The organism is Emticicia aquatilis (assembly GCF_014644295.1).
In the GTDB taxonomy this organism is placed as follows: domain Bacteria; phylum Bacteroidota; class Bacteroidia; order Cytophagales; family Spirosomataceae; genus Emticicia; species Emticicia aquatilis.
Genome location: NZ_BMKK01000003.1, coordinates 411,141 through 425,478, shown reverse-complemented (window position 1 = coordinate 425,478; position 14,338 = coordinate 411,141). Strand labels below are relative to the sequence as shown.

Sequence of the window (14,338 nt, the reverse complement as noted above, 5' to 3'; positions counted from 1 at the left end):
CTGCAATTATTTCAATTTCTTTGGTAGATTCAAAACTGCATCAAACGCTGGTTTTGGTTGTTTATTTCTATCCCAAAGTAATGGATAATTGGTTCTTCTTGGTACTGGATAATCGTTTTTCCAAGACATATCGTCGTGGATTCCCCACATCGTTACTCTATCTATTTTATCACGTTTTTTGTAGAAAATTTCAAATAACTGGGCGTATCGATTGGCCAGTTGGGTTTGAACTTCGGCTGGCAAACCTTTGCTGTACGGGTCGAGGAACTCCTTAAATTCTTCGTTCTGAAACTGTTTTTCGCTCATTCCTTGCCCGATTACTTGTCCTTCTTTTGTCAATGGTAATACATCGACATCCAACTCAGTAATCATTACTTTTACACCTAAAGCAGCATAGGCTTCGATGGCAGCCTCAATGTATTCTGTCTTTGGATAGTTTAGCCCCCAGTGGCCTTGAATGCCGATACCATCAATTTTAATACCTTCTTTTTGAAGCATTTTTACCATTCTCACTATTCCGTCTCGTTTGGTTGGTCGCCACGCATTGAAATCATTGTAATAGAGTTCGGTATTTGGTGCATATTCGGCGGCATATTTAAAGGCCAATTTCACTAACTCATCGCCACTACCAATGCCTTTTACCCATGTAGTTTGGCGGTAATTCCCGTCGTCATCAATTACTTCATTCACCACATCCCAAGCATTGACTTTACCTGCGTATCTTCCAGCAATGGTCTGGATATGTTCACGCAAACGCTCTTTTACCTCTTCTTTTGTTTTTGGTTTTCCATCTTCATTTTGAAAAAACCATGCAGGCGTTTGGTTGTGCCACACCAGCGTATGACCAACGATAAACATGTTGTTTTTCTTACCAAACTCTACAAACGCATCGGCAGGTCCATAATTAAAAACCCCAGGCTTAGGATTAATACGTTCGGCCTTCATAGAGTTTTCGATGGTAATGGTATTGAATTGCTTTACAACAATATCTTGCGAGGCTTTATCTTGCCCCGAAACGATGGCATCATTTACTGCAACACCCATCTTGAAAGCATCTTTGTAGGCATCTTTGAGGGTTTGTGCAGAGCAATAAGTAGAAAGTAAAATTAGAAATGAATAGCGGATTGTACGTTTAATAGAAATCATTAGTATATGGTTGAATTTTGGTTTTAAAGATAGAGCAAAATGGAGAATTAAACAATCAGTAAGGTCTGATAGTTAGAAACATATTTCAGACTTAACCTTGTATCATCATGAAAAAAGACTCTTTTACTATTTACATCACTACCCTTTTCTTGGTAGTTTACTGCTTATTTATTGTTTTTGAAATGCCTTATCCATTCATCATGGCCACGTTTCTTGTGCTACATATTATGGTCATTTGGATGGTCTATGCCATACTCAAAAGTAAAGAACCTAAAGTTACTTTTGAAGAAAAGTTTTATTTAGATGCTTCTTTTAAACCAACAATTGTGAAGAAATCATAAACAAAAATCCCCAAACTCTTGCGAGAATGTTTTTTTTTGTTGCTGCCTTCGACTTCGCTCAGGTAACACGACTTGGTTTTAACTTATTTATTATTGATTGTCACTAATCACTATAAGATATTTCCCAATTAAGACTTTCAAGCTCTGAAACGCTTAATTTTTGTTTACTTAAACAGTTTTTAGTGTCTCTTATCCAATCAAGATGCTCTGTTGCGGTTTTACCAACCATTAAATCAGCATCATATATGTAAAAACGTACTTTTTTATCTGGGCTTTCTTCAAAAACCTCCTCCCACTTAGTTCGGTTTATTGCTGGAATACTTTTGGTGAAATTTGGTAGTATTCTGGTTCCTCCCCCATATTCTGTAATCTCATCAGTTCTAAAATAATACACTATAATTTCTTTTGAAGAATTATTCTTGACTTTTAGCTTGTTATCAGAACAAGTAAAGCAGAAAAAGCAAAGCAGGAACAAAAGGTATGAGGGGCGAAATTTCATCTTTCTGAATATTTACGAGAGCAAAATAACAAGAAATCCCCAAACTCTTGCGAGAATGAGGATTTTTGTTGCTGCCTTCGACTTCGCTCAGCCGAGTTGGCAAGAATTAAGCTGGTTCTTCAACCAATTCTACTGTTTTTTTCTTGCGGAACCATTTGTCACGTACACGCTCATTGATGTAGTACAGACACGGCACGATAACCAATGTAAGAATGGTCGAGAAACTCAAACCAAAAATAATTGTCCATGCCAAGATTCCCCAGAAAACGGCACTATCACCACCAAAGAATAAGTGTGGATTTAGTTCGGTGAACATCGTCACGAAGTCGAGACTCACACCAAATGCTAAAGGCACAAGACCTAAGATAGCCGCCGATGCGGTCAACAATACAGGCGTTAGACGCACACCTCCTGCTTCTACAATCGCTTCTTTGAGGCCATATCCCCTACTGCGTAATTCGTCGGTGAACTCAATGAGCAAAATACCGTTTTTCACCACAATACCTGCCAATGCAATAATACCAACACCCGACATAATTACCGAGAAGGTCATTCCGAATGCCATAAAGCCTAAGAATACCCCAATAAATGAAAGTAGAATCGTAACAAAAATAATAACTGGCTTAATAACCGAGTTGAACTGTGTCGCTAAAATCAAGTAAATCAACAAAACGGCTGCACCCAAAGCACCTGCCAAGAATATTCCAGTTTCGGCTTGTTCTTCTTGCTCACCACCCATCTTCACGATATAGCCGCTCGGAATTTCCATTCTGTCAATAACTTTTTCTTGAATCTCAGCCACAATTTCGTTGGCATTGTAGCCATTTAAAACCTCCGAACCAAGCGTAATGATACGTTGTTGGTTTTTGCGGTTGATTTGGCTAAAAGTAGTCGAATAACTTACTTTTGCTACCGAATTTAATGGAACTTGACGTAAAACACCGCCCAAATTCATATCACGATAAGTGATATTCAAACTCAATAGTTTCTCAATCTGATTACGGTCATCAGCTTTTAATCTTAATTGAATCGGATATTCGTCTTTGTCATCTCTATATTTTGAGATTTCTGCACCAAATAAGGCCGTACGAATTGCCAAAGCAATTTGCGAGGTACTGATACCTTCACGTTGAGCTTTTACTTTATCGACATCAACAATGATTTCTGGTTTATTCGTAATCAAATCTGACTTTAATTCTTCAATACCTTGAATGCCTTCGGCAATGATACGTTTACGAACTTCTTTCTCGATAGCAATGAGTTTATCAAACTCATCTCCCGAAATTTCAACCGAAATCGGCTTTCCAGTTGGTGGCCCGTTATTTTCTCTTTGTACCGAAATTTCACTTCCTGGAATTCCCTGAATCTCTTTTCTCATTTCTTCCAAAAGTTTGGCCGAAGAAGTTTCGCCACGGAATTCTTTTTTCACAAACGCAACTGTCACTTTCGATTTCTGAGGCGTTGCCGAACGGTCAGGATTGAATGGGTCACCTGCGTTTTTACCAACGTTTGAGATTACTGAGTTTATAGCACCTTCGGCCTTATTTCTCTTAATTACTGCAAAAACCTTGCTTTCGATAACCTTGGTCACTGAATCTGTCACACGAGCATCAGTTCCTACTGGCATTACGTTATACACATAAATATAGTCAGGCTCGCCACTCGGGAAGAAAATAACTTTTGGCTTTACGATTCCCAACAAAACGAAAGTCATAATCAAGACTCCAAACATCGTTAAAACTGCATAAACAGGACGATAACCAGTAATTACCCACGAAATAAGGTTACGATACGCTTGTTTGAAACGTGGTAAAGCTCCATCTTGGAAAGGCAAAATGATTTTTGGCGTAAGAATAAAATGGTTGAAAGCATACAAGATAGCACACAAAACAACGAGATTACCGATACCAACATTAATCAAATAGGCAGGCAACGCAATAACCGCCATGATAATCATCGGGCGTTGAATGGCCTTGAAACTGGTGTCCTCGTGGTCGCCTTCTTCGTGGCGTTTCATGAATGAAATTGCAAAAACTGGGTTGATTACGTAAGCTACAATCAACGAAGCCAAAAGCGTGTAAATCAACGTTATTGGCAAATACTTCATAAATTCACCAACGATACCTGGCCAGAATAACAATGGGAAGAACGGAGCAATGGTTGTGAGTGTTCCTGACAATACAGGCAAGAAAACCTCAGATGCGGCCAAAGCCACCGCTTCTTTAATACTAAGATTTTTGAATCTATTGAACAAACGGTGAGCATTTTCGATAACCACAATGGCATCATCCACCACAATACCGAGTCCGAGTAAGAAGGCAAAAAGTACGATAGTATTGAGCGTAAAGCCCGAAAACCAAAGCGGAATGAAGGCAATCAAGGCCGAAAGTGGCACCGAAAGACCAACAAAGATGGCATCACGCACACCCATGAAGAACATCAAAACAATTACAACGAAGATAAAACCTAAAACAACGGTATTTACCAAGTCAGCAATATCGCTTTTTACACGTTCCGAAGTATCGGCTGTAACTTTTACCTCTAAACCTTGCGGGAAACGGTCTTCACGATATTTTTCGAGTAATTTTTCGATACGCTCCGAAACAGCAATTACGTTTGCTCCTGCACGCTTCACAACGTTAAGTGTAACGGCAGATTTTCCATCTAAACGAGCAAAATCTTGTTGTTCTTCATTGCTATCTCGCACATCAGCTACATCACCCAAACGAACCGTTGCTCCCGTCGAGCTACGAATTTGCAAGTCTTGAATTTGCTGAACACCACTAAATTCACCTTTTACACGAATTGTGCGACGTACATTATCAACGTTCAATTCTCCACCCGAGATATTTACGTTTTCGCCTTGAACTGCACTCTGAATATCATAGAAAGTCAGACCTGCACCTTGCATTTTATACAAATCGAGGTTAATCTGAATCTCACGCTTCAAAGTACCTACAATATCAACTTTTGTGATTTCAGGATAAGACTCAATCTCATCTTGTAATTGTTCGGCATATCCTTTGAGTTTTTCAAGCGGAAAGTTTCCAACCAAGTTGATATTCATAATCGGAAACTCCGAGAAGTTTACATCTTGAGCTGTTGGACCGCTATCAAGTTTTTGTGGTAAATCACGCTTGGCTTTATCAACCGCATCACGCACTTTTTGAAGAGCCGCCTCAACTTTTACGTCTGGGTTAAACTCTACTAAAATCACAGAAACGTCTTGCAAAGCATTCGATTTAATTCGTTTTACGCCCGAAATCGTCTTTAATTGTTTCTCAATTGGTTTATTGATAACGTTTTCGATATCGGAAGGCGTAGTTCCGAAATAAATCGTTTGAACGTAAATCTGTGGTACTTTAATATCAGGAAACTGCTCTTTTGGAAGGTTGAAATAAATTCCTAAACCTGCCATAAAAATCATGACCGTGAAAATATAGACCGTCGTTTGGTTATTGCCTAACCAGCGAACGAGGTTGTAGATAGACCCACTTCCGTGAGGTAAATCTTGTTCATGTAAATTATCTTTTTCCATTTAGTGTAATGTTTTTAGATTCCAATATTTTCCCCTCACCTTTCGGAGAGGAAATTAAAAAGAAACCAATTCTCAAAACCTTTTAGTAATTAACCGCTTGTCCATCAACTAAATCTTGGTAGCCTTGCGTGATAAGCATATCGCCAGACTGCAAACCTGATGTAATTTCGATATCTCCATTATAAGTTACACCCGTTGTTACTTTACGGCTACGTGCTACTTTCTTTGCACCTTCGGTTACGGCTACATAAACAATATCACCTAACTCAGTGTGCTGAATATAATTTTGGTTAATGATAATCGCATTACCTTTAGCTTGGTCGTTGATGTTCATTACGGCCGTCATGTTTGGCTTCAACTTAGGGTCAATTTTCGAAATCGAAGCTTCTACTGAAAATGTTCTTGAAGCAGGATTTACTGTTTGACCAACGAATGTCAATCTGGCGGTTGTTTCTTTACCTAAATCAGGAAATTTAATAGTCACTACATCGCCTTGTTTGATTGTACTTGCGTAAGTATCAGCCACTTGTGCTATCACTTTCAAGTTATCAGAATTTACGATTCTCACAATTCCAAGACCTGGAGCAGCCATTTCGCCAGCTCTCATACGTACTTCATCAACAAAACCACTCAATGGAGCAATTACCTTAGTCATTGCGGTTTGTGTTTGGAGCGTAGCCAGACGTTTTTCAAGAGCTTCCACATTCGCTTTTGCTTGAATGTATTGTACTTCCGTACCAATTTTTTGGTCCCAAAGCGATTTTTGTTTTTCAAAGAAAACCTTTGCTGTACCCAACTGTACGTCAATTTCTTGAATTGATTGTTTCAAAACTGAGTTATCAATCGTTGCAATTACTTGGCCTTGTTTTACGTAGTCACCTTCTTTCACATAAAGATTCGTGATGGCACCGCCCATTTGTGGCGATACAAAAAGATTATTTTTAGCATCAACACGACCTTGAATCTCTACAAAGTGTTTGAAAGTCTGCGTTGCAAGCGGCGAAACAGTTACCGAAATTACTTTCTCTACCTCTTTCTTAGGGTCAAGAATATCGAGTTCGGCTTGAAGTTTTTTGATACTTGCCGCAAGAGTTTTTTCTTCGGCTTGAAGTTTAGCAAGTTCTGCTCTTTTTTCTGAAACTTTGTCTCTGCCTCCTTTAGAGCAAGAAGCTAAAATAATAACCGCTGATAAAATATATAATGTGTTTTTCATAAATGATTCAATGAATAATTGATAATTAATAATTGATAGCGGAACGCCGCCCGATTGTTTTTACTCGGCTAATAGTTTACCCATTGCTTTGTCTAAATCTACTTTTGCAATCAATAAATCATATAAGGCCGCAAAATAATTGGTTTGTGCTTCTTTCAATGATGATTCTGCATTGACAACCTCGATGTTTGTACCTGCACCAGCTTGATATTTGATTTTTGATACTCGAACCACCTCAGTAGCCAATTCCATATTTGCTTTTTGCGATTTGAGTGTTTCCAAACCATTTTTCAAACTGATAATTCCTTGGCTTGCCTGTAATTCAAACGATTCACGTAATAACAAAGCACTTTGGTCGATTTTCGTCAAATTGATATTTTGTTGTTGCACCTGAATCTTGCGAAGACCACTATCATAAATCGGAATCTGAACGCCCAAACTCAAAGCCGAAGAACCAAACCAACGCTCGAAAGGATTGAAACGTGGGTTACTATGACCTGCACCCAACGAACCACTGAAAAACACCTTTGGCAAAGCACCTTTCTGAATACGTTCGATGTCAAGGGTTGTGAGTTTACGTTGCGTCATCAAAGTTGAGTATTCGATACGGTTTCCGTAATCAACTCCTTGATATTCTGGCAATTGCAATAAATTCACATCGGTTTCTGAAAGTTTATCTTTCAACGAAATTGATTCTTGTTGCTTAATTCCCATCTGGAATTTCAATAAGCCATAAGATAACTGAATCAAGTTTTGTACTTTGATTGTTTCCGTAACCAAATTATTGCGTTGTACTTGTAGGCGGTCAACGTCTAATTTTTCTACGAAACCTTTTTCGTTCATTATCTTGATTTCACGAAGAAGCGTATCCAAACGACTGATATTCAAGCCCAGAATTTTGCTTCTTTCTTCGGCAACTAAAACCGAATAATAAGCCTTCATTACGTTTTCGGCAACTGCCACTTTCGAGCTTGTTACGCTGCGTTTAGCTAATTCACGATACACTGGTGCAGCTTTCAAGCCAACCAACCAAGTAGCATCAAAAATCAACTGATTCACACCTATACCTGCTTGTCCGCCCCACGGCACACCAAACTTAAACTTTACAACTTCGCCTTCGGCAGCTTGTGGGTTAAAGTTCTTAGCATCAACCAATTGTGTCGGAACAATCACGTTGGCAGTGTACTGAAACTGGCCGTTGATTTGCGGCATACCAGCAGCTTTTACCTGCTTGATGGTGTTTTCAGCTGAGTAGATTTCTAATTCGGCATTTTTTACAGTAATATGGTTTTTTAAAGCATATTGAACGGCTTCTTTTAGTGTGAACGATTGCTGACTATACGCACTCGTACCCACAATCAGAAAAAGTAAGCTAAATGCCCTTCGGCAGAGTGTCGCCGCCCGTAGGTATTTTATTTTCATATTTGTGTATTTGTTTTTTAATTAAGACTTTGGTTTTGTAGATATTCTTTTTAAAAATGGATGTTTAGTTATTATCGGTATTTATATATTGTTCGTAAACGGTCAAACCTTTTGGAGTTAGCACTCCCCTAAGAAAGTGGTCGATAAACGTTTGATGAATCTCAAACTGATTAAAGACATTATTCGGAAAAACACTTTGGTCGAAAGCAAAATCAATTTCTTCCATGCGTAATCTTGATAAGACTTCAATATTAATTTCGGGTCTGTAAAGACCTTGTTTCACGCCTTCTTGTAGATTACGTCGGGTTATATCCAAAAAAATTGTTTGTTTATGTTGTTGAAAAACCGCCCATGTTTTCGGATAATATTTTTTCAAATCATAAATAACTACTGGATTTAGAGCCGCAACGTGGGTTTTGAGCATCTCAATTTCTTTGACTACTTCATGAATCGGGTTTTCGGCTTCTTTCCAAATCTGTTCGGAAATATCCTGCTCACAACTCATTCTGAATGTAGCAACTTCATGTACGATTGCATCTTTATCCTCAAAGTGCATGTAAATTGTCTTCTTCGAAATCCCGAGTTCAGAAGCAATCTCGTCCATTGTCACACTACGAATCCCAAACTTCATAAAAAGTTCTTCGGCAGTTTTTAATATACGCTCTCTTACTTCCATTATTTGCTCTTAAAAATGACCCAGTTTCATTGTAATAAATTGTTTTTATACTCTAAGAAACTCAGGAAACTTTTAAAAGGTTCAAAGTTTTTATAATTTTTTTTAGAACTCCTCTTTAACCATACAAATTTTAAAAATCAAGCTTACATATCGAAAACAAAGATGATGAAGCAATAAAATATAGGTATAAACCTTAAAAATACGAGGATGAACTTATATTTAAGCATAAATTAGCTGTATAACTAATTGAATCAAGTTAATAAAAAATTGTACTTTTCAAATTCGTCATTTCATCACCAAAATGTTATAAGCGATTTTTGAGGAAATTTTGTGGATAAATCGTACTTTTGTAAACCTATCTATTCGTTCTGCTTTGCTGTATAATTTTAATACTCAAAAAGTCTTATATAAAATTCAAGATTTGGTTTTGGTGCTATTCAAAATCACAAAAAGAGTATCAAATAATTTACAAAAAACACTTACATAAAACCTAAATTTTTAAAGCCTAAATGAGTTTCTACAAAAGTTTTGTATTCCCATACCTCACTCGTTACGATGCTGAGAAAATTCACTACGTTGTGATGAATGCCCTCAAAACTGCTTGTGCGATTCCGCTCATGCCCAGTATTTTGAGATTGATTTTTGAGAAAAAAGACGCTCGCCTCGAAAGAAAAGTTTTTGGTTTACGATTCAAAAACCCTGTAGGACTGGCAGCAGGTTTCGATAAAAATGGCGTTTGGACTGACCAACTCTCAAATCTTGGTTTTGGGTTTATAGAAATCGGAACAGTTACGCCAAAGCCTCAAGCGGGCAATGAAAAGCCTCGCCTTTTCAGACTAAAACCAGACGAAGCACTCATCAACCGAATGGGTTTCAATAACGAAGGCTCAATAGAAGCGGCAAATAATCTGCGTAAACGCAAATCAAAAGTGATTATCGGCGGAAATATTGGCAAAAACAAAGTCACCGAAAATGATGATGCTGTTTATGATTACCTTAAAGCCTTCAATGACCTCTACCCCTACGTTGATTATTTTGTAGTAAACGTGAGTTCGCCAAATACTCCAGGGCTGAGAGATTTACAAGAAAAAGAGCCACTCAAATATATTTTGAAAGTTTTGGAAAGAGACAACGGCCGAAAGTCAAAACCAAAGCCAATTCTCTTGAAAATTGCTCCCGATTTGACAAACGAACAACTCGATGATGTCATCGAAATTGTTAAAGAAACTCGCACAGCGGGCGTAATTGCCACCAACACAACCATCAGCCGAGAAGGCTTAGTATCTGATAAAGAGACAGTTACCGAAATCGGAGCAGGTGGATTAAGCGGAAAACCCCTCACCGACCGCTCAACCGAAGTAATCAGATATTTATCCGAAAAATCAAACAACGCATTCCCTATTATTGGTGTGGGCGGAATCTACAACGCCCAAGATGCCATTGATAAACTCAATGCGGGAGCATCACTCGTACAAGTATATTCGGGTTTTATCTACGAAGGCCCAAGTATCGTTAAGGAAATTTGTGAAGGAATTTTGAAAGAAACTCCAAAGAAATAATCAACTGATAATCAAACACTTGGCTACATAAAAGTGTTATTCTGAAAAAAGAATAACACTTTTTTTATTTCTGTGAAACTTTTTATTAGTCTTAGTTGTATTATATGTATATACATACAATGTAAAAACATTATTAAAAATATTCATAAAATTTAAACATTACAAAACAATGGCAACTTGGATTATTGACCCAACGCACTCAGAAGTACACTTCAAAGTAAAACACTTAATGATTTCGACAGTAACTGGTACTTTCGGAACTTATGAAGGAAGTGTAGAAACAGCAAACGAAGAAGATTTTGCAGGTTCAAAAGTAAGTTTCTCTGCTGACATTGACAGCATCTCGACTGGACAAGAGCAAAGAGATGGTCACTTGAAATCAGGAGATTTCTTTGATGTAGAAAACTTCCCGAAATTGACTTTTGCTTCTACTTCAATGGAAAAAGTTGATGACGACACATATACAGTAACTGGCGATTTGACAATCAAAGGAACAACAAAACAAGTAACTTTGAAAGCGGAATTTGGTGGAATCATGGGCGATTTCTACGGAAATACAAAAGCTGGTTTCGATATTTCGGGTAAAATCAATCGTCAAGATTTTGGTCTTACTTGGGGTGCAGTTACAGAAGCTGGTGGTGTAGTTGTGAGTGACGAAGTAAGATTAGCTTTCAACATTCAGGTAGCTAAACAAGCTTAATTTTTTTAAGGTGATAAACGCAAAATGCTCTTTGATTAATTTCAAAGAGCATTTTTTATTACGAATACTTTAATCTATCGTCCGAAAGCCGTGGACTTACTTATAAACTACTCGTTTTTCCACCATCAACTGGAATGCTTACTCCATTAACCGAAGCAGCCGCAGGCGAACATAAAAATGCCACTACGGCAGCGGTTTCTTGCGGAGAAGTGAATCGACCAATCGGAATGTCTTTGATTAACTCTTGCTCTACTTCTGCCACAGATTTATTCGTAGAAGCAGCTCGCATTTCGTTTACTTTCTGCAAACGAGCAGTTGTAGTATAACCCGGCAAAACATTATTGGTCGTAATACCAAACTTTCCCAACTCATTAGCCATCGATTTCGCCCAATTTCCCATCGCACCACGTATTGTATTTGACACTCCCAAACCAACTATTGGTTGCTTCATTCCGACCGAAGTAATATTAATAATTCGACCAAAACCAGTCTTTATCATTAGTGGAGCAATCGCTTGGGTCATAACCTGAGCCGATACTACGTGTTCATTAAAAGTTTGTGTAAACAATTCAGTACTGGCTTCAAGTACTGCCCCTCCAACTGGTCCCCCTGTATTATTGACCAAAATATGTGCTTCGGGATACTTCTTCAAATGACGTTCGATGCGGGATTTAATTTGGTTTGTTTTGGAGAAGTCAATCAACAGATAGCGATGTTTCTGACCTTTTTTGCGGGGTAATTCGTCTAAGACGGCTTTTAGTTTTTCTTCATTTCGAGCGACAAGCGTGATACTCGCACCCAAAAGAGCCAATTCAATGGCTGTGGCTTTTCCAATTCCTTGTGTGCTGCCGCATACGAAGGCAGTTTTTCCTGTTAAGTCTAGATTCATAGCTTTGTTTTATTTGTGACCAAAGTTACGGTTTTATTAATATATTTTAAAATCATAGGTAAATCATTTGGCACTCTAATTGTAAGTAGCGAATATTGCAATAAAAAAACTTTCAATGTACTTATCTATTATTTCGCCCGTTTACAGAGCTGAAGAAATTGTTGAACAATTAGTTGCAGAAATCCATCAAGCTGTCAAACCAATAACTGATTCTTATGAAATCATATTAGTAGAAGATGGAAGCCCCGACAAATCTTGGGAAGCAATTTTGCGAGTATGTGAGCGAGATAAGGCAGTAAAAGGCGTAAAACTTAGCCGCAATTTTGGTCAACATGCAGCTATCACAGCAGGTTTGGCTACTTCAAAAGGTGAGTGGGTAGTAGTAATGGACTGTGACCTTCAAGACCGACCTGACGAAATTCCTCACCTACTGGCTAAGGCAAAAGAAGGCTACGAGTTAGTTTTTGCCCAACGCCAAGTCCGCCAAGACGGTTTTTTTAAGAAACTTTCTTCAAAATTATTTTATAAGGTTTTCAGTTATCTAACTGATACTGTGCAAGATAGCAGTGTAGCCAATTTCGGAATTTATCACCGTAAAGTTGTTGATGCCGTGGTTGGCTTAGGTGACCGCATCAGATTCTTTCCTACCATGACCCAGTGGGTAGGCTTCCGAAAAGCGTATTTACCCGTAAAACACGACGAACGAGCTTCAGGAAAATCTTCATACTCGTGGTCTAAACTTATCGAACTGGCATTCAATAATATCATTTCGTTTTCTGATAAACCTCTAAGACTCACAGTACGTTTGGGTCTGATAATGTCGCTCATAGCTATCCTTTTAGGAGTCGGATATCTTTATCTTTACTTCACTGACCAAATCAAACAATTAGGATTTGCGAGTATAATTATTTCCATTACTTTCTTTTCAGGATTAATCATATTTATTCTCGGCATCATTGGTATTTACTTAGGTAAAACTTTTGAGCAAGTAAAAGGACGCCCTGCTCACATTATAGACCAAAAACTTAATTTCTGATGATAGAACTAACATGGGATAGTAATTTTTTCGGCAAGAAAATTGGAAGAATTGATGTGGCAGATGATTGTATTGGCTTAGTTAAAGAACTTGAAAAGGCTTTTAAACAACAGTATGATTTAATTTATGTTTTTGGCGATAAAAACACTGATATTCCGAGCAACATTCTCACAAGATTTAATGGAAAATTAGTTGATAGAAAAATCACTTATACTGCTCAAATAGAAGGCTTACGAACCAAATCTACTGTCGAAATCAAAGAGTTTGATAACCCCGACAGCAACTTGTTATATGACTTGGCTTATTTGAGTGGTAATCATTCACGTTTCAGATTAGACAAGGGTTTAGGCATTGAAAACTTTCAACGTTTATATCGAGAATGGATTGACAAATCAGTAAGCTATCAGATTGCTAAAAAAGTATTTGTTTATGAAGATAAGCAGCAAATAAAAGGGATGGTAACCTTAGGAGTTAAGGAACAGTCGGCTAATATCGGGCTAATTGCCGTAGATGAAACTTTGCAGGGAAAAGGCGTAGGAATGTCGTTGATTGATGCTTGCGTGCAATATTGTAAAGCTGAAAATATCATAACGCTCGATGTACCAACTCAACTTGATAATATTCAAGCTTGTAGGTTTTATGAAAGATGTGGCTTTACTGAAAAATCAGTCCAAAACATTTATCATTTCTGGGCATAAAAAAAGCCTTTCTTTTCAGAAAGGCTTTCTTCAATATTCTTTGATTGACTATTGCAATTTTTCAACTTGCATATATCCCAACTCCACAGGTGTACTACGTCCGAAGATTTTGACGCTTACGCTGAGTTTCTTCTTATCTTCGTTCACCTCTTCAACCGCACCATCGAAACCGCTGAATGGACCATCGATTACTTTTACGTTTTCGCCTTTCACAAATGTGAGTGTTGGAGAAATATTATCACCGATAATGACCTCTTCTTGCACACCTAAAATACGATTGATTTCAGATTGACGTAAAGGTTCTGGTGTCATGGATGTACCATTATTACGACCCAAGAAACCAATTACACCTGGCATACTCTTAATTAAGTGAAGCACTTCACCATTATTGAGGTCGGCATTTACAAGGATATATCCTGGAAAGTAGCTCTTTTCACGAACACGCTTTTTGCCATTACGAACCTCTGTGATTTTCTCGGTTGGAATTAATATCGTTGGTATTAATTCATCCAACTTGCGTCGAATTGCTTCGTTTTCGATGTAGGTTTTAATTTTCTTCTCCTGTCCCGAAACTGCCCGCACAACGTACCAATTGATTTCGCTCATTGTATAGGAAATTTA

13 protein-coding genes are annotated in these 14,338 nt (G+C 38.0%); 5 read left to right on the top strand and 8 right to left on the bottom strand.

Going from position 1 to position 14,338, the window contains the following annotated elements; genetic code table 11:
• Positions 1-6: 6 nt before the first annotated feature.
• Positions 7-1,146, bottom strand: a complete 1,140-nt coding sequence (locus IEX65_RS09195) for an endo-1,4-beta-xylanase (protein ID WP_188765750.1) — start codon at positions 1,144-1,146, stop codon at positions 7-9.
• A 107-nt stretch (positions 1,147-1,253) separates the two neighbouring features.
• Here IEX65_RS09195 and IEX65_RS09190 point away from each other — a divergent pair, with 107 nt between their 5' ends.
• Entirely contained in the window at positions 1,254-1,487 is a 234-nt protein-coding gene (locus IEX65_RS09190) for a hypothetical protein (protein ID WP_188765749.1), read from the top strand.
• A gap of 103 nt (positions 1,488-1,590) precedes the next feature.
• Here the strand turns inward: IEX65_RS09190 and IEX65_RS09185 are convergent, their stop codons facing one another.
• From IEX65_RS09185 to IEX65_RS09165, 5 genes are all read right to left on the bottom strand, one after another.
• Positions 1,591-1,986: a hypothetical protein gene (locus IEX65_RS09185; protein WP_188765748.1), complete on the bottom strand. Its 396-nt coding sequence runs from the start codon at positions 1,984-1,986 to the stop codon at positions 1,591-1,593.
• A 106-nt stretch (positions 1,987-2,092) separates the two neighbouring features.
• Positions 2,093-5,524 (bottom strand): efflux RND transporter permease subunit, encoded by a 3,432-nt coding sequence (locus IEX65_RS09180; protein ID WP_229250587.1) that lies wholly within the window; start codon positions 5,522-5,524, stop codon positions 2,093-2,095.
• 82 nt (positions 5,525-5,606) lie between these two features.
• Positions 5,607-6,737 (bottom strand): efflux RND transporter periplasmic adaptor subunit, encoded by a 1,131-nt coding sequence (locus IEX65_RS09175; RefSeq protein WP_188765747.1) that lies wholly within the window; start codon positions 6,735-6,737, stop codon positions 5,607-5,609.
• 60 nt (positions 6,738-6,797) lie between these two features.
• Entirely contained in the window at positions 6,798-8,159 is a 1,362-nt protein-coding gene (locus IEX65_RS09170) for a TolC family protein (RefSeq protein WP_188765746.1), read from the bottom strand.
• A gap of 64 nt (positions 8,160-8,223) precedes the next feature.
• Entirely contained in the window at positions 8,224-8,835 is a 612-nt protein-coding gene (locus tag IEX65_RS09165; RefSeq protein WP_188765745.1) for a TetR/AcrR family transcriptional regulator, read from the bottom strand.
• A 509-nt stretch (positions 8,836-9,344) separates the two neighbouring features.
• On the opposite strand from IEX65_RS09165, the gene IEX65_RS09160 reads away from it, so the two are divergent.
• Both IEX65_RS09160 and IEX65_RS09155 read left to right on the top strand, forming a co-directional pair.
• Entirely contained in the window at positions 9,345-10,394 is a 1,050-nt protein-coding gene (locus IEX65_RS09160) for a quinone-dependent dihydroorotate dehydrogenase (protein WP_188765744.1), read from the top strand.
• 169 nt (positions 10,395-10,563) lie between these two features.
• Positions 10,564-11,094: a YceI family protein gene (locus tag IEX65_RS09155; protein ID WP_188765743.1), complete on the top strand. Its 531-nt coding sequence runs from the start codon at positions 10,564-10,566 to the stop codon at positions 11,092-11,094.
• Positions 11,095-11,194: 100 nt separating this feature from the next.
• On the opposite strand, the gene IEX65_RS09150 is transcribed toward IEX65_RS09155, so the two are convergent.
• Positions 11,195-11,983: an SDR family oxidoreductase gene (locus tag IEX65_RS09150; protein ID WP_188765742.1), complete on the bottom strand. Its 789-nt coding sequence runs from the start codon at positions 11,981-11,983 to the stop codon at positions 11,195-11,197.
• Positions 11,984-12,098: 115 nt separating this feature from the next.
• Here IEX65_RS09150 and IEX65_RS09145 point away from each other — a divergent pair, with 115 nt between their 5' ends.
• Both IEX65_RS09145 and IEX65_RS09140 read left to right on the top strand, forming a co-directional pair.
• Complete coding sequence (locus IEX65_RS09145; RefSeq protein ID WP_188765741.1) at positions 12,099-13,019, top strand: glycosyltransferase family 2 protein; 921 nt, start codon at positions 12,099-12,101, stop codon at positions 13,017-13,019.
• Complete coding sequence (locus IEX65_RS09140) at positions 13,019-13,717, top strand: GNAT family N-acetyltransferase (RefSeq protein WP_188765740.1); 699 nt, start codon at positions 13,019-13,021, stop codon at positions 13,715-13,717. The genes IEX65_RS09145 and IEX65_RS09140 overlap by 1 nt, the downstream gene beginning before the upstream one ends.
• A 48-nt stretch (positions 13,718-13,765) precedes the next feature.
• Here IEX65_RS09140 and nusG read toward each other — a convergent pair whose 3' ends face one another.
• On the bottom strand, positions 13,766-14,323 hold the full coding sequence (gene nusG, locus IEX65_RS09135; RefSeq protein WP_188765739.1) for a transcription termination/antitermination protein NusG: 558 nt from the start codon (positions 14,321-14,323) through the stop codon (positions 13,766-13,768).
• Between the last annotated feature and the right edge of the window lie 15 nt (positions 14,324-14,338).